The following is a 14226-nucleotide window of genomic DNA, read 5'->3' on the forward strand; positions in this document are numbered from 1 at the left end:
GACACCAAGGGCCTTGTGCATACTGGCCGGCCCTTTTTAGCCCTTTTCGAGGAATCGCCCATGTTTAAAGTCAACGAGTACTTCGACGGCACCGTCAAGTCGATCGCCTTTGGCACCGCAGAAGGTCCAGCGACCATCGGCGTCATGGCTCCGGGCGAATACGAATTCGGCACCAGCCAGCGTGAAATCATGCACGTGGTCAGCGGCGCATTGACCGTCAAACTGCCAGACAGCAGCGACTGGGAAACCTTCGCCGCCGGCAGCCAGTTCAACGTGCCGGCCAACAGCAAGTTCCAACTGAAAGTCGCCGTCGACACTGCCTACCTGTGCGAATACCGCGGCTAAACCTGCGCGGCCTCTTCCAAAAAAAGTCGCCGCAATAAAAATGCCCGTGTTGTCAGACACGGGCATTTTTTATTCTGCGCAAAATTACTCGAGGATCTCCACCGGCATACCGACTTCGAGTCGACCGTTGCCGTCATTGACCAGGTTCTGGCCGAACATGGCGCCGTCGGCCTGGGCGCGGTACTTCTGCAAGGTAGCCAAGGGTTCGCGATCGTCGCTACGCTCCCCGGTTTGCGGGTCGATGGTGGTCAGGATGCAACGTGAACACGACTTGACCACGCGGAACTCGACCTCGCCGATGCGGATGCGCTTCCAGCCGTCTTCGGCGAAGGCTTCGCTGCCTTCGATCACCAGGTTCGGCCGGAAACGCAGCATCTCCAACGGGCGTCCAACCCGTTGCGACAGGTCTTCGAGGGAGGCCTGGCCAATCAGCAACAGCGGATAGCCATCGGCGAACGCCACCTGATCGTCATCCTTGCCGTACCCGGCCTCGGTCATCCGCGCCCGATCAAGCGGCACTTGCACCAGACGTGTCGGCTTGCCAATGAACTGGCTGACCCAGGCCCCTGCTTCATCGCCTGCATCGGGGACTCGCAAGGTATCGCGCCAGATGGTCACGCCACGCAACTCTGCATCGTTACCAGGCAAGGCAATGTCGATCGGCGAATGGCCGGGCGCGTTGAGGGTCAAGCCACCTTCGGCATTCCACAACGCTGACAACTGGCTCATCTGCGCCACCGCACGCTGGGTCAGGAAACGACCGCTGGCCTCATCCACCAGCATCCAGCGGCGATCACCGTCCAGCCCGAGTTTATCGAGACCGATCTGTTGCAGCGTCTCGCCTCTGGCGGACTTCAACGGATAACGATACAGCGCGCTCAGACGCAACATGGCCAGCTCCCTGGTAGGTAAAAACGCCACCCTATACGAGCTTGAAGGCCGAATCAAAGTCTGACGATCTAAGGGAGCGGGCTTCGAGAACCTGGCCAACAGATACACCGCCTTCGCGAGCAAGCCCGCTCCCACAGTGGAGGCGGGTTGACCGGCAAATCCGGGGGCATAGCTGATCTAATGTGGGAGCGGGCTTGCTCGCGAAGGCGGTCTATCGGTTTACATCGACGGCGACTGACACGATCGAACCATCACACCCCACTCCCACAGTTGTGCGGACCCGCTCAGGCCGGTACTTCGTCCAGCATCAGGCGCTGGCGCACCACGTCGACGAGTTTGTCCGGCTGGAATTTGGAGAGGAAATTGTCGCAGCCGACCTTTTTCACCATCGAGTCGTTGAAGCTGCCGGACAACGAGGTGTGCAGCACCACGTACAAGCCACGCAGGCGCGGGTCATTGCGAATTTCGGTGGTCAGGCGATAGCCATCCATTTCCGGCATTTCCGCATCGGTGAAGACCATCAGCAATTTTTCGGTCATGTCCACGCCAGTGTCGGCCCAGCCCTTGAGCATGTTCAAGGCCTTCAACCCGTCGCTGGCGATGTGCATCTTCACGCCCAACTGTCCCAGGGTATCGCGCAACTGCGCCAGGGCCACGTTCGAGTCATCCACCAGCAGCACTTCACGGCCACGGGCACGTTCCAGCACCGGATCTTCGAGCTTTTCGCGAGAGACTTTGGCGTTGTACGGGACGATTTCGGCCAGGACCTTTTCGACGTCGATGATTTCCACCAGTTGATCATCGACTTTACTGATGGCCGTCAGGTAATGCTGGCGGCCGGCACTGGTCGGTGGCGGCAGGATGGCTTCCCAGTTCATGTTGACGATCCGGTCCACGCCACCGACCAGGAAGGCCTGAACCGAACGGTTGTACTCTGTGACGATAATCGTGCTGCCAGGCCCCGGCACCAGCGGGCGCATGCCAATGGCCTGGGACAGGTCGATCACCGGCAAGGTCTGGCCACGCAGGTTGACCACGCCGCACACAAAAGGATGGCGCTGCGGCATCAGCGTCAACTTTGGCAGTTGCAAGACTTCCTGCACTTTAAAGACGTTGATCGCGAACAATTGCCGTCCGGCGAGCCGGAACATGAGAATTTCCAGGCGATTCTCACCCACCAGTTGCGTGCGTTGGTCTACTGTGTCGAGAATGCCGGCCATCAATGACTCCTGGTCTTGTTCGGATGAATTCACTTAAAGAAGGTTATCGGCTGTTTTGGCCGAAGCTTGACCCCCCTCTAAAATGCCACGCCAAGGCATTGATGTCATATTAACATCATGCTTTACTGGCGCTGCGATTCCATCTGCCGTACTTCTGCGCCACGCGACCACAGTTCACGTGATAGGTTCCGCTGCGTAAGGGATTCCCCTATCAACAATCAGGTGCAACCTGATATTCGCAATATCCAATAGCCATTAATGTGACGCCATTCTCATTGCATGAACGGAGTCAGGCTTTTGTGTGCGATCGCAAGTAAGTGGCCAACCACCCTCTCGTGTTCCCCAGCCTGCCTGCGGACCAGCCGAAGCTCGTTGACCCGACGACTCGGCAATGCCGGGGTCCCGACCGCCCTCGTCGACACACACGACATCCCCTCATTTGACATGACGTTGTGGAGATAAGTATGCCGAACGACCATAAAGAGTGGGCCCGACGGCTCCCGGAGTTCCTCCTCGAGGCTGAAACACTCCTGGCTAAAACCGAGGAATGCCTGAATCATCTGCAACTGATCAGCAATGACAAGGACGCCATCGACTGCTTGCTCAGCACCCTGCTCAAACTGGCTAACAAAGCCGACGCCCTGGCCTTGGCGGCCGTGTCTGAATTCTCCCTGCATATATATGGCCTGCTGAACCACGCACAGAACACCATGAGCCTGCACGACGAGGCGCTGAACGCCCTGAAAGACTGCCTGACCCTGATTGCCTGGCAACTCGAACTCATCGACCAGACCACCGGGCAACTCAGTCTCGACGACAGCGAGCAGGTCACCCTGATCGAAGCCTTTGCCTTTCAGGTCGGGCAAAGCCGATTTCAACCGCCGGTCAATTCCAGACCGTTCACCCTCGTGTCCTATTCGAAACGGCAGGCCTGAACTTACTCAACTAAGCCGTGTGGCGTGATTGGGTTATCTGTACCGCGCTGTAACTTGAGTGCGCACATGTCGCAAATGAATATTTCATATCTATAAGCGACATCTTTCAACAACCACTTTTGCCCATCGGCAATTGCACGCCTGCCCTGACCAGGGCATTGCCTGGTATCAACAACACCCCCAGGGATAATCGGCATTTTCGCCGGCAACACCAACTTGCCCCATTATGGAACCCTCGTCCAAACGACTGGATTCCTGACCTTTCAGACATATATACAAACGCGACCAACGGTATCTTAAGTGCTACTATGCCGCCTGTTAGTTGGCGCCAATTAATGGCAGTGTGGTTGCAGCCGGACACAGCTCGCTCCAGTCCGGAGCTGAACTCTCCAACAAAAAAGTACACCCCGTTGAAGTCGACGCTCCACATTAAAAAACAGGGGCCTGTCAGCCTGCATGACCGGTCAGCCCGCAGCGAACATCCATTGGCTCCATCCGCTATGCACGCCAGCCTCAAGTCAATTGCCAAGTGGCCACCCTCCCGAGAAAATGCGCGCACGTTCACGCTGTTGCTATGCGCCTGCTCGACGCTCGGCAGTTTACTGGCCTATGGCTTGTCCATCCCGTTGCCCCTGTCATTGCTGGCGCTTGACGTTGCGGCGCTGACCAGTGTTGCCGTGCAGTACTACCTCTCGCGCAAATCCATCAAATTCCAGCCCCAGGAACTGGCCGACCGGCTGTTGCAGGTTCAGGAAAACGAGCGTCACCGGTTGAGCCGGGAACTGCACGACGACATCGGTCAATTGCTGACCGCCGCCAAACTGCAAAGCGACTGGCTCAAACGCCGGATGCCCGAAGAACTCCAGGGGCAATGCTCGGTCCTCTGCGACACGCTGGAGGAAACCCTGGCGAAAGTTCGCGACGTATCCGCCATTCTCAATCCCCGGCAGTTGGCCAGCCTCGGGCTGGAGGCCAGTCTGCGCGCGCACCTGCTCAAGACCCTGGCCAACACCCCGGTGCACTGGAGCCTGGAATGCCAGCAGCGCCTGACCGGCATACCGGAGGAAATGGCGGTGGCAGCGTTCCGCATCACCCAGGAAGCAGTCACCAACATCTTGCGACATGCCCAGGCCAAGAACCTGCTGGTCTGCCTGCAGCGTCTGCCACAAGGCCTGAAGCTGCAGATCAGCGACGACGGCCAGGGATTCGCACCCGCAACCGACCCCGGTCGCGAAGGACAACGCGGTATGGCCGGGATGTCGGAACGGATCGATCAACTGGGCGGCACACTGAGCGTCACCAGCGAGCCGGGCAAAGGCACTCAAATCGAAGCTCTATTTCCCTGGGCGCCCCGTGCGCTCGAACGGGCCAGTTCGAATAAGGTTATGCATTGACTTGTAATTTACTACTAGTGGATGACCACTCGCTGATCAGGGCTGGCGTGCGCGCCCTGGTAATGGACCTGCCCGGCTATGCCGTCATCGGCGAGGCCAATGACGGCTCGCAGTTGCTCGAAATGGTCGAGCATCTGTCCCCGGATATTGTTCTGCTGGATATTTCGATGCGCCAGACCGGCGGCCTCAAGGCCTTGCAGCAGCTCAAGCGGGTGCGCCCGCAGAGCAAGGTCCTGATCCTGTCGATGCATACCGATCCGGCCCTCATCATGCAGGCGCTGGAATCCGGGGCCCATGGCTACCTGCTCAAGGACACCACGGCAACCGAACTCGAGCAGGCGCTGGAGGCCTTGCGCAACAACGAGCGCTACCTGAGCCCGGCCATTGCCCACACGGTGATCAATCAGGCGCTGACTCGAAACCAGAAACACCAACCCGAACCTGCCGACTCGCACAACCTGACGGCGCGCCAGCTGGAAATCCTGCGGTTGATCGTTCGCGGAAAATCTACCCGAGAGATCGCCAACGGCCTTGGACTGAGCGTCAAGACCGTCGAAACCCACCGCTCGCAGATCATGAAGCGCCTGCAGATTTACGATGTGGCCGGCCTGGTGCTGTTTGCCGTACGCGAACAAATCATCAGCCTTGACGACTAGGCATTTCACTGGCCCGTAACAGCGGCGAATCCTCGGGCAGATGCACGAGTAACGCCGCAGGGCGAACCGAGAAGCGCAGGTTGTCGCCTTTCAGCGGTTCACCGTCAAGGTTGATGTAAAGCCCTTCCGAGACCCTGATCTCGACCCAGGGCAGGCGTGCACGGACAAACATATTTTCGATACCAAAGCCTTCGGTGAGCAGGTTTTTCAATGTACCGACCACCTCCTGCGGTGCCGGCAAGATACTGATATCCAGCAAACCATCATCTACCAGCGCCTGCGGGCACAACACCCGCCCGCCACCCGCCTGCCGGCCATTACCGATGCCCAGCGCCAGCAGATCGCCGCTCCAGTGAAATTCCGGTCCGTGTAATTCACCATAGGCGGTATGCAGCTCGTTGAAGCGCGACAAACCGGTGAACAGATAGGCCGCACCGCCGAGGATTTTCTTCAGATCCTCCGGGGTGTTCGCCGTGACATGACTGCCAAACCCACCGGTCGCCATGTTCAGGAATATCTGCCCATCAACCTCCCCCAGATCAATGGCAGTCGGCGCGGTATCCAGCAGCTCCAGCGCCTGACCGGGCTCCAGGGGGACGCCTGCCGCACGGGCAAAATCGTTGGCGGTTCCCAGCGGCATCAACACCAGGCTGGCCTTTTTCGAATGCTCCGCCATGGCTTCGGCGATATCGCGCAAGGTGCCATCGCCGCCACCGGCAATGATGTGTCGATAACCAGCCGCCAACGCCTCGCCCACCAACCTCTGCGCATCGCCGGCTTCCCAGGTCAATCGAACCGCCAGCTCCCAACCTCGCTCACGCCGGCTTTCGACGGCGGCGCGAACCGCCTCGTTGAGCGCCTGCTTGCCATGCAGAATCAATAACGCCTTGCGATCGCTCATTACTTCACTCCCGGTATGAATGGCGTCTGGGAGATGTTGACCGCGAAGCTGCCGCTAAAGGTCGAAAGAAAACGAATTATTTCCGGGCGCGAGGATTTGATCCCTACACAACAGGATTTTTCTTACAAAACGTGAGGAATCGGCTCAATTGACCATAAATCTGAATTGGTAGACCTTGGGCTGCAGGACATCACAAGGACGTGCCATGCAATGCCAACACCTCGCACCACCGGCCATTTCGGTCTTGCCGCACACGGATAATAAAAAAGCAGGCCATCGAGCTGAATGCAGCAACAGCGCAAAAGCCACGGGAGAAGTTGATATGGATCCTCGCGTCACCGAGCTGGAAACACACCTCAAGAGCATACGCAGGGACATGGACGAAGTCCGGGGTGACGTCAAAACCATCAAGCACAGGCTTGCCTATTCCGCCGGAGGAACAGCGGTAATCCTCGGTCTCCTTGGCTGGATCGCCAATAGCCGTTTCGAGCAGGTTATTTCATTGCTTCTGGCACATTGAGTTGCCATCCACACAGAACCCGGTGCAATCAACCGGGTTCTGTGTGACATGGCCGCTGAAATTATCAGCTCAAGACTTCGCTCAGCGGAATGAAGAAAACGCTATCGCCCTGAACCAGCGTTCGACCTTCCAGGACTTCTACCAGTCCATCAGCCCAGGCAGCGCTACGCAGTACGCCGGAACTCTGGTTTCTGTAGATCGTCGCCCGGCCGTTTTCCAGCCTTCCGCGCAAATACTCACGCCGATTGCCGGGTTGGAGCCAGTCAAACCCTGCCGGCACCTGCACCTTCAGCGGCTCAACGTCTTGCACACCCTGACGGCGCAACAGATAGGGCCTGGTCAACAAGGCAAAAGTCACCAGGGTCGATGCCGGATTGCCCGGCAAGCCAATCACCGGTACACCGCGGAAATGCCCGAACGTCAGCGGTTTACCGGGTTTGATGGCGAGCTTCCACAGCGTCAGTTCGCCCTCTTCACGCAAGGCGATGCCCAGAAAGTCGGCTTCTCCTACCGATACGCCACCGGTCGAGAGGATCAGGTCGACATCCTTCAGCTCACCCAATCGGGAGCGAGTGGTTTGCAGATTGTCCGGAAGAATGCCCGCGTCGACGACCTCACACCCCAAACGCTGCAACCAGCTACACAACAACACCCGGTTGCTGTTGTAGATCTGTCCCGGCCCCAGCGCCTGCCCCGGCTCAATCAATTCGTCACCGGTAGACAGCACCGCCACACGCACCTTGCGAACCACCTCCAGCTCAGCACACCCCAATGAGGCAGCCAATCCTTGCTCGATCGGTCCCAGCCGCGTACCTGCTGGCAGAATCAATTCACCGACGGTGGTTTCCTGGCCTTGTGGGCGGATGTTCTGGCCCTGGGTCAAGGCTTCGGTGAAACGTACTCGCTCATCGGCCTGAACCTCGGCGTTTTCCTGCATCTCGACGCAATCGGCACCAGCGGGAACAGGTGCCCCGGTGAAAATGCGCGCACAGGTGCCTGGCTGCAACGGATCGGGGGCCTGGCCGGCAAACACCTTCTGACTGACCACCAACGGCTCTCCCGTCCAGTCCGCCATGCGCAAGGCATAACCGTCCATGGCACTGTTGGGCCAGGGTGGCAGGTCAAGGGTCGACACCAGATCTTCAGCCAGTACACGCCCCTGTACCTGCGCCAACGGCAGGCGTTCACGCTCGACAATCCTTGAAGCCTCGGCCATTTCCAGCAAGCGCGCCAAAGCCGCCTCGACAGGCATCAGGCTGCCAGTCTTGCCGGGCTTACCCACGGGATTCACAAGGCGCTGCCTGTTTCAAGTGAGGCACGAAATTGCACGGGCGATGGCGTGCGTCCAGTTGCTCGGCCAGTATGCCGTCCCAACCGGTGCGCACGGCATTGGTCGAGCCCGGCAAACAGCAAACCAGCGTGCCATTGGCCAGACCGGCCAACGTCCGGGACTGAACGGTCGAAGTGCCGATATCGGCAACCGAGATCTGTCGGAACAATTCACCAAATCCATCAACCTGCTTGTCCAGCAGGCAGCTGACGGCTTCCGGTGTGCTATCACGCCCGGTAAAACCGGTGCCGCCGGTGATCAGCACAACCTGCACGACATCGTCGGCAATCCAGTTGGCGACTTGCGCGCGAATTTTGTAGAGGTCATCTTTGAGCAACACCCGGGCTGCCAGGTTATGACCGGCAGCGGTCAAGCGGTCGACAAAGAGCTGGCCCGAGGTATCGGTTTCCAGTGTGCGGGTGTCGCTGACAGTCAGCACGGCAATGTTCAGCGGTGCGAAAGGTACATCAGCCTTGGCTTTCATAGGCTCGTCCAGTTGTAGGAGAAACAGCCCGGTGTTATATCACAGCGCTCCGTTTTTTCGCCGCTCCCATGGAGACCTGCCATGACCACGAATTCACAATTACCACCCTGCTCCATTCTGCTCCTGGCGGGCGGGCGCGGCCAACGTATGGGTGGTCAGGACAAAGGGTTGCTGAACTGGCGTGGCGAACCCCTGATTGCGCACTTGCACCGCAAGACCCGCCCGCTGACCGATGACCTGATCATCTCCTGCAATCGCAACCTTGAGAAGTACGAGCCCTACGCCGACCAGTTGGTCCACGATGATGAGGGTGACTTCCCCGGGCCTCTGGCCGGTATTCGCGCAGGCCTGAAAGCAGCTCGCCATACTCACCTGCTGATCTTGCCATGTGACGTTCCGGGCATTGATGCGGCGCTGATCGGCAACATGCGCGAGGCCGCCAACCTGCATCCGGACAAGCCGCTGATGGTGCGGCATGACGGCCACTGGGAACCGTTGTTGTGTGTGATTCCTGTGCTACACAGGGCAGCCTTTGAAGATGCCTGGAACGAAGGTGAGCGCAGCCCTGGCCGGTTGATGCGCAAGCTCGGTGCGACCGCACTGCAATGCCCCGACAATGACCCTCGGCTGGCCAACCTCAACACGCCGGAACTGTTAAGCGGTCATGACTCTGTGTCAGACTGAGATTGATCAGGAACTTGCGCGGACGGTGCACGTCTCAAGTTCAGTAACCAAAGATTTTTTATTCGGAGACACACACTCATGACTCAACGGACCCTCGCCACTTTCATGCTCGCACTCGGCCTCGCCACCCTCGCCGGTTGCGCATCGCCTACGGTGATCACCTTGAATGACGGTCGCGAAATCCAGGCCGTCGACACGCCACAGTTCGACAAGGACTCCGGCTTCTACGAATTCGAACAGCTCGACGGTAAACAGACCCGCATCAACAAAGACCAGGTCCGTACCGTCAAAGAGCTGTAAACCTGGCGCTGCCGGATACGAAAAAGCCCGCTTGATGCGGGCTTTTTCATGCCTGAAGAACAGCGCTTCAGGATCGCTTCATGATCACCATTGCAGGGTGATTTCACTCTCGAACGCTCGCCCCTGGCCCGTGACCGGATCGATAAATTTCAGACCCTGCGCCAGCAGTTTCAAAGGATTGGCGTAGTCATCCTGCGCATCCTTGAGCACCTCGGGGTAAAACGGGTCGTTGCAGATAGCGGCTCCCAGCGCTGCCATATGTACCCGCAGTTGATGCTTCTTGCCCGTCACCGGGTAAAGACCATAACGCCAGAGCTCCCCCTGCTTCTCCCTGACTTCGACCGCAGTCTCGGTGTTGCTGGCCCCCGGCCCTTCCTGCATGCGGAAGAACGGTTCGCCTTCGACCAGTCGGCTTTTATGAACCAGCGGGAAAGCAACGTCAGGCAACGCCGCTGCAATGGCCTCGTAGCGCTTTTCGATCTGCCGGGTTGGAAACAACGACTGATAAGCCGAACGACTCTGCGGATTGGCGGAAAACAGCACCAACCCTGCGGTGTGCCGATCGATGCGATGCAAAGGCACCAGATGCGGATTGTCCAGGCGGCGGATCAAGCGCCGGAGCAGCGTCTGTTCGACGTATTCGCCGGCGGGCGTCACAGGCAGGAAATGCGGCTTGTCGGCCACCACCAGATGCTCGTCCGCGTACAGGATCGACTCGGTCACCGGGATCGGCCTTTCATCCGGCACTTCGCGAAAATAATGGATCCGCAAACCTTCCTTGTAGGCCAAATCGAGGGCGATCGGCATGCCCTGCCCATCAAGGACCCGGCCACGGGCGATTCTGTCCAGCCATTGTTCACGACCGATGGCGCTGAAATGCTCACACAGGCAATCGACAACGGTGTGCCACGGGCCAGGTGGCAAGTAGAGCGTACTGGCCTGACTGTGTGCCGCGGAAAAAGAAGAAGTGGACATACGAAAGCTCTAACCCTCAATGCAGGGCGGCATTATCCAACAGCAGCGGAAAGGAACCTAGAGGAGATTCCTCAAGCCGGGATCTGCGTGCGCGCCGCCGCTTCGGTGTACTCCTTGAGCCAGCGCAGTACATCAACCGCTTCCCAGCGAGCGGGGTCATACAGGGCGTACAACAATCCCTGATAACCCACGACATCGAGTTGCCGGTGATAACCGGCGCGTTGGAACAAGGCTTCGATTTCTGCGAAACAGGTATTGAAATGGGTTTTGTTGAAGGGCGTTTTCCCCTCCGTCACCAGACCATCCAGACGCAACTCCTGGACGGCCTCGCGCACGACGTCTGCGGACATCCGGTTCACGCTGTTCTTCAACTGTTCGACATTGACCACAATTCATCCCTCTCACACCCGGGCTCGCCTGCTCACTCCCAAAATCAGGAACGGCAATGCATGCACCGCGAATAACTGTATGCGCATACAGTATCCGATCAGCACTGGTTAAGCCAAGGGGATCAATCGCAAAGTTCGACAGGCGGGACATGCTACCAGCGCAAAAGCCGCTTAACTCAGGAACGTCACCACCTGATCGGCACTGAACGGCCAGCCCAGTTCAGCGCCAGTGTCGACCCGCCGCAACACGGGAATACGCAGGCTGTAAGCGGCGAACCACGTTTCATCGTCAGCGATATCCACCAGTTCCACCAGCAGACCGCGCTCGACAAACTCCATCAACATGGCTTCGGCTACTTCACAGAGATGGCATCCAAGGGTGCCGAACAGCTGACATTCGGGAAGCATGAGTGCTCAACCAAAAAATGAAGTGACCATTCTAGGCCTGCCCCGAAAAACCGTCGAGCCATTGAGCCCCCTGCCCTGATTCCACCGACGATGAACAGACCCGAGTCAGTCCTGGCTCACCGCGCCGATCTTGTGAATCGACAGGTCCGCGCCGTAATACTCCTGCTCCTGGCTCAGGCGCAATCCATGCAACGCCTTGATCACGCCATACACCGCGAAGCCGCCGGTCAACGCCACGGTCACGCCCAGTGCAGTGCCGATCAACTGGCTGATCAGACTGACCCCACCCAGACCGCCCAAGGCACTCTGGCCGAAGATGCCGCAGGCAATGCCGCCCCATACACCGCACAAGCCATGCAATGGCCACACACCCAACACATCGTCGATGCGCCATTTGACCTGGGCTGCGGTAAAGCACCAGACAAACAAGGCGCCCGCGACGGCGCCAGTGACCAACGCCCCCACAGGATGCATCAGGTCGGACCCGGCACAGATTGCCACGAGCCCCGCCAACGGGCCGTTGTGCAGAAAGCCGGGGTCGTTGCGCCCGACAATCAACGCCGCCACCGTACCGCCAACCATGGCCATCAGAGAGTTCACTGCCACCAGTCCGCTGACACCTTGCAGGGTTTGCGCGCTCATGACGTTGAAGCCGAACCAGCCGACGATCAGGATCCACGAGCCCAACGCCAGAAACGGGATGCTCGATGGCGCGAACGCGACCAGCCGACCGTCGCGATATCGGCCGTTACGCGGCCCGAGCAACAGCACGGCCGCCAGTGCCAGCCAACCGCCCATCGCATGCACCACCACTGAGCCTGCGAAATCATGGAAACCGGCGCCAAAGCGCTCCAGCAACCAGGCCTGAAAACCCAGGTTGCCGTTCCAGACCATGCCTTCGAAGAACGGATAGATGAACGCGACAATCAACGCGGTTGCGCACAGTTGCGGAACAAACCGGGCGCGCTCGGCGATCCCTCCGGAAATGATCGCCGGGATCGCCGCGGCAAAGGTCAGCAGGAAGAAAAACTTCACCAGTCCATAGCCGTGGTCGGCATTGAGCACGGCCGCTGGTTGCATGAACGTTACGCCATAGGAAATCCAATAGCCTATAAAGAAGTAGGCCAGTGTCGAAACAGCGAAGTCGCTGAGGATCTTCGACAACGCATTGACCTGGTTTTTCTGGCGCACGGTGCCGACTTCGAGAAAGGCAAAACCGGCGTGCATGGCCAGAACCATGACCGCACCGATCAGAATGAACAGCGTGTTGGAGCTATGGACCAGGGTGTCCACAGCGCTTTGCAGGTTTTCCATGGGATGGGCAGACCTTATGGCAGAAAAAAGCACCAAAGCAGTTCGCTATTTGCGCCCATGCACCAAGTTGCGGCTTCGAAGTATCAGCGTGCTGAACTTGTTGAACCGTTTTGGCGCACGGACACCGTCCAGGAAAAACGCGCCCGGGACGTTTACGCGAGTTTTTGATTGTTGGTCCTACGGTTTTACTGAAATCATGCCCGGCTATAGCGCAATGGTGCGGACCGGCGCACCACGACACAGCAAAAGTTGTACCAGTCATTTGTACTGAACCTTCGATGAAGGCTCATACTCGAACCCATCAGAAAGCCACTTAAGGAGATCCACCATGGCCCGCCCCCAGGCAAAGACTGCTCAAGAAATCCTGATGAACGACTTTCAGACACTGGTCAGTGACACCGAACGGTTGCTGGAACACACAGCGACCCTGGCCGGTGACCAGGCCGACGAGTTGCGCGAGCAGATTCACGACAGTCTCTTGCGTGCCCGTGAAACGCTGAAACTGACCGAAGACTCCCTGCGTGAACGCGGCCAGGCGGCTGTGACCGCCACCGAAGACTATGTCCAGGCCAACCCCTGGCAGTCCGTCGGGATCGCGGCCGGCGTGGGTTTCCTGATCGGCCTGCTGGCCAGCCGGCGCTGATATGTCGATCGGCGAATCCGGCCCGTCTGTAGCGGGAACCAGCTCCTCATCGCGGCGCCTGGGCGCTGCCTTCCTTGGGTTGCTGCACAGCCATGTCGAATTGTTCGGCATCGAATTGCAGGAACAGAAAGCCCGTACCGTCAGCCTGTTGCTGTTTGCCGGTCTGGCGCTGGTGTTTGCGTTGCTGCTGTTGGTAGGACTGTCGACGCTGGTGCTTATCGTGTTCTGGGACACCTATCGCCTGGCCGCCATCATCGGGCTCTGTGTGTTCTATACCCTCGCCGCCATCTTCTGCGCGATGCGCTTGAGAGCGGCGATTTTCGATGAGTCCTCGCCCTTCCACGGCACGCTGGAAGAGCTGGCCAACGATCGGGAGCGCCTGCTGCCATGAGCCTGCCTGAACTGCCACACAACAGCTCGCGCACGGAAATGCGCAAGGCCCTGATCCGCCTGCGCATGGAAATGCATCGTCAGGAAATCCGCCACGAATCCGCGCAACTGCTGCAACCTTTGCAACGGGTACGTGGAATGACGCAAAACCTGCAGGACGGTTTCGGCATCAAGCACGCTCCACTCTGGGGCGTGGCCGCCGTCACCTTGCTGGGCTTCCTGACCGGCAAGGGGGCAAAAAACGGGGGTGGCCTCAGCAGCCTGACCCGGATGATCCGCCTCGGCACCACACTGGTGCCGCTGATCAAACTGATCATGCAAGGTTCTTCACGCAAAGACTGATCGGTTTCTAGCTGGCTGCATTCTTGCAACGTCGACCGGATGCGCCCCTCTATCGAGGGGCGCAATCCTGTGCGCCTACCCGGTCTACAGGCACCATCCAAAAAC

Annotated in this window: 19 protein-coding genes; 10 read left to right on the plus strand and 9 right to left on the minus strand. The window is 58.7% G+C overall.

The annotated features are described in order from the left end of the window. Positions 1–60: 60 nt before the first annotated feature. Complete coding sequence (locus tag QMK54_RS22590; protein WP_007940055.1) at positions 61–345, plus strand: pyrimidine/purine nucleoside phosphorylase; 285 nt, start codon at positions 61–63, stop codon at positions 343–345. An 84-nt stretch (positions 346–429) separates the two neighbouring features. Here the strand turns inward: QMK54_RS22590 and QMK54_RS22595 are convergent, their stop codons facing one another. Together QMK54_RS22595 and QMK54_RS22600 are read right to left on the minus strand one after the other, a co-directional pair. Then, entirely contained in the window at positions 430–1236 is an 807-nt protein-coding gene (locus QMK54_RS22595) for an MOSC domain-containing protein (protein ID WP_110657451.1), read from the minus strand. Between the two features lie 284 nt (positions 1237–1520). After that, positions 1521–2456: a chemotaxis protein CheV gene (locus QMK54_RS22600; RefSeq protein ID WP_110657449.1), complete on the minus strand. Its 936-nt coding sequence runs from the start codon at positions 2454–2456 to the stop codon at positions 1521–1523. Between the two features lie 464 nt (positions 2457–2920). Between QMK54_RS22600 and QMK54_RS22605 the strand changes: the two genes are divergently transcribed. The 3 genes from QMK54_RS22605 (at position 2921) to QMK54_RS22615 (ending at position 5441) form a co-directional block, all read left to right on the plus strand. Next, positions 2921–3391 (plus strand): hypothetical protein, encoded by a 471-nt coding sequence (locus tag QMK54_RS22605; protein ID WP_110657447.1) that lies wholly within the window; start codon positions 2921–2923, stop codon positions 3389–3391. 500 nt (positions 3392–3891) lie between these two features. Further along, on the plus strand, positions 3892–4785 hold the full coding sequence (locus tag QMK54_RS22610) for a sensor histidine kinase (RefSeq protein ID WP_110657445.1): 894 nt from the start codon (positions 3892–3894) through the stop codon (positions 4783–4785). Continuing rightward, entirely contained in the window at positions 4782–5441 is a 660-nt protein-coding gene (locus QMK54_RS22615) for a response regulator transcription factor (protein WP_320401383.1), read from the plus strand. Before QMK54_RS22610 ends, QMK54_RS22615 begins: the two co-directional genes overlap by 4 nt. Here QMK54_RS22615 and yegS read toward each other — a convergent pair. Next, entirely contained in the window at positions 5425–6342 is a 918-nt protein-coding gene (gene yegS, locus QMK54_RS22620; protein WP_223591027.1) for a lipid kinase YegS, read from the minus strand. The two genes, QMK54_RS22615 and yegS, sit on opposite strands and share 17 nt — an antisense overlap. A 205-nt stretch (positions 6343–6547) precedes the next feature. Between yegS and QMK54_RS22625 the strand changes: the two genes are divergently transcribed. Beyond that, positions 6548–6862, plus strand: a complete 315-nt coding sequence (locus QMK54_RS22625; protein ID WP_223591029.1) for a hypothetical protein — start codon at positions 6548–6550, stop codon at positions 6860–6862. Between the two features lie 64 nt (positions 6863–6926). Here QMK54_RS22625 and glp read toward each other — a convergent pair whose 3' ends face one another. Beyond that, entirely contained in the window at positions 6927–8153 is a 1227-nt protein-coding gene (gene glp, locus QMK54_RS22630; protein WP_320401384.1) for a gephyrin-like molybdotransferase Glp, read from the minus strand. Further along, positions 8137–8676 (minus strand): molybdenum cofactor biosynthesis protein B, encoded by a 540-nt coding sequence (moaB, locus tag QMK54_RS22635; protein WP_085725009.1) that lies wholly within the window; start codon positions 8674–8676, stop codon positions 8137–8139. Before moaB ends, glp begins: the two co-directional genes overlap by 17 nt. Before the next feature lie 81 nt (positions 8677–8757). On the opposite strand from moaB, the gene mobA reads away from it, so the two are divergent. Next, complete coding sequence (gene mobA, locus QMK54_RS22640; RefSeq protein ID WP_223591035.1) at positions 8758–9360, plus strand: molybdenum cofactor guanylyltransferase MobA; 603 nt, start codon at positions 8758–8760, stop codon at positions 9358–9360. 78 nt (positions 9361–9438) lie between these two features. Continuing rightward, positions 9439–9660 (plus strand): YgdI/YgdR family lipoprotein, encoded by a 222-nt coding sequence (locus QMK54_RS22645; protein WP_007994800.1) that lies wholly within the window; start codon positions 9439–9441, stop codon positions 9658–9660. An 84-nt stretch (positions 9661–9744) separates the two neighbouring features. Here the strand turns inward: QMK54_RS22645 and QMK54_RS22650 are convergent, their stop codons facing one another. The 4 genes from QMK54_RS22650 to QMK54_RS22665 all read right to left on the minus strand — a co-directional run bounded on the left by QMK54_RS22650 (position 9745) and on the right by QMK54_RS22665 (position 12746). Further along, positions 9745–10635, minus strand: a complete 891-nt coding sequence (locus QMK54_RS22650) for a pseudouridine synthase (protein ID WP_110657433.1) — start codon at positions 10633–10635, stop codon at positions 9745–9747. A 71-nt stretch (positions 10636–10706) separates the two neighbouring features. Further along, on the minus strand, positions 10707–11024 hold the full coding sequence (locus tag QMK54_RS22655) for a transcriptional regulator (RefSeq protein WP_110657431.1): 318 nt from the start codon (positions 11022–11024) through the stop codon (positions 10707–10709). A 171-nt stretch (positions 11025–11195) separates the two neighbouring features. Next, positions 11196–11432, minus strand: a complete 237-nt coding sequence (locus QMK54_RS22660) for a glutaredoxin family protein (protein ID WP_110657429.1) — start codon at positions 11430–11432, stop codon at positions 11196–11198. 105 nt (positions 11433–11537) lie between these two features. Then, positions 11538–12746, minus strand: coding sequence for an ammonium transporter (locus QMK54_RS22665; RefSeq protein WP_110657427.1), 1209 nt, complete (start codon positions 12744–12746; stop codon positions 11538–11540). 328 nt (positions 12747–13074) lie between these two features. Between QMK54_RS22665 and QMK54_RS22670 the strand changes: the two genes are divergently transcribed. Genes QMK54_RS22670 through QMK54_RS22680 form a run of 3 tightly spaced genes read left to right on the plus strand, consistent with a single transcriptional unit; the run spans position 13075 to position 14121 of the window. After that, positions 13075–13389 (plus strand): DUF883 family protein, encoded by a 315-nt coding sequence (locus tag QMK54_RS22670; protein WP_110657425.1) that lies wholly within the window; start codon positions 13075–13077, stop codon positions 13387–13389. A gap of 1 nt (position 13390) precedes the next feature. Then, positions 13391–13780 (plus strand): phage holin family protein, encoded by a 390-nt coding sequence (locus QMK54_RS22675; RefSeq protein ID WP_223591045.1) that lies wholly within the window; start codon positions 13391–13393, stop codon positions 13778–13780. Next, positions 13777–14121, plus strand: a complete 345-nt coding sequence (locus tag QMK54_RS22680; protein ID WP_110657421.1) for a hypothetical protein — start codon at positions 13777–13779, stop codon at positions 14119–14121. The genes QMK54_RS22675 and QMK54_RS22680 overlap by 4 nt, the downstream gene beginning before the upstream one ends. The last annotated feature ends 105 nt before the right edge of the window (positions 14122–14226 follow it).

The organism is Pseudomonas sp. P5_109, from assembly GCF_034009455.1.
Lineage (GTDB): Bacteria > Pseudomonadota > Gammaproteobacteria > Pseudomonadales > Pseudomonadaceae > Aquipseudomonas.

Bases quoted from the DNA above. Each gene is read 5' to 3' on its own strand.
- mobA (WP_223591035.1), top strand. From the start codon at position 8,758: ATGACCACGAATTCACAATTACCACCCTGCTCCATTCTGCTCCTGGCG.
- QMK54_RS22625 (WP_223591029.1), top strand. From the start codon at position 6,548: ATGCAATGCCAACACCTCGCACCACCGGCCATTTCGGTCTTGCCGCAC.
- QMK54_RS22670 (WP_110657425.1), top strand. From the start codon at position 13,075: ATGGCCCGCCCCCAGGCAAAGACTGCTCAAGAAATCCTGATGAACGAC.
- QMK54_RS22675 (WP_223591045.1), top strand. From the start codon at position 13,391: ATGTCGATCGGCGAATCCGGCCCGTCTGTAGCGGGAACCAGCTCCTCA.
- QMK54_RS22610 (WP_110657445.1), top strand. From the start codon at position 3,892: ATGCACGCCAGCCTCAAGTCAATTGCCAAGTGGCCACCCTCCCGAGAA.
- QMK54_RS22590 (WP_007940055.1), top strand. From the start codon at position 61: ATGTTTAAAGTCAACGAGTACTTCGACGGCACCGTCAAGTCGATCGCC.
- QMK54_RS22605 (WP_110657447.1), top strand. From the start codon at position 2,921: ATGCCGAACGACCATAAAGAGTGGGCCCGACGGCTCCCGGAGTTCCTC.
- QMK54_RS22665 (WP_110657427.1), bottom strand. From the start codon at position 12,746: ATGGAAAACCTGCAAAGCGCTGTGGACACCCTGGTCCATAGCTCCAAC.
- QMK54_RS22645 (WP_007994800.1), top strand. From the start codon at position 9,439: ATGACTCAACGGACCCTCGCCACTTTCATGCTCGCACTCGGCCTCGCC.
- QMK54_RS22660 (WP_110657429.1), bottom strand. From the start codon at position 11,432: ATGCTTCCCGAATGTCAGCTGTTCGGCACCCTTGGATGCCATCTCTGT.
- QMK54_RS22595 (WP_110657451.1), bottom strand. From the start codon at position 1,236: ATGTTGCGTCTGAGCGCGCTGTATCGTTATCCGTTGAAGTCCGCCAGA.
- moaB (WP_085725009.1), bottom strand. From the start codon at position 8,676: ATGAAAGCCAAGGCTGATGTACCTTTCGCACCGCTGAACATTGCCGTG.
- QMK54_RS22680 (WP_110657421.1), top strand. From the start codon at position 13,777: ATGAGCCTGCCTGAACTGCCACACAACAGCTCGCGCACGGAAATGCGC.
- QMK54_RS22600 (WP_110657449.1), bottom strand. From the start codon at position 2,456: ATGGCCGGCATTCTCGACACAGTAGACCAACGCACGCAACTGGTGGGT.
- yegS (WP_223591027.1), bottom strand. From the start codon at position 6,342: ATGAGCGATCGCAAGGCGTTATTGATTCTGCATGGCAAGCAGGCGCTC.
- QMK54_RS22650 (WP_110657433.1), bottom strand. From the start codon at position 10,635: ATGTCCACTTCTTCTTTTTCCGCGGCACACAGTCAGGCCAGTACGCTC.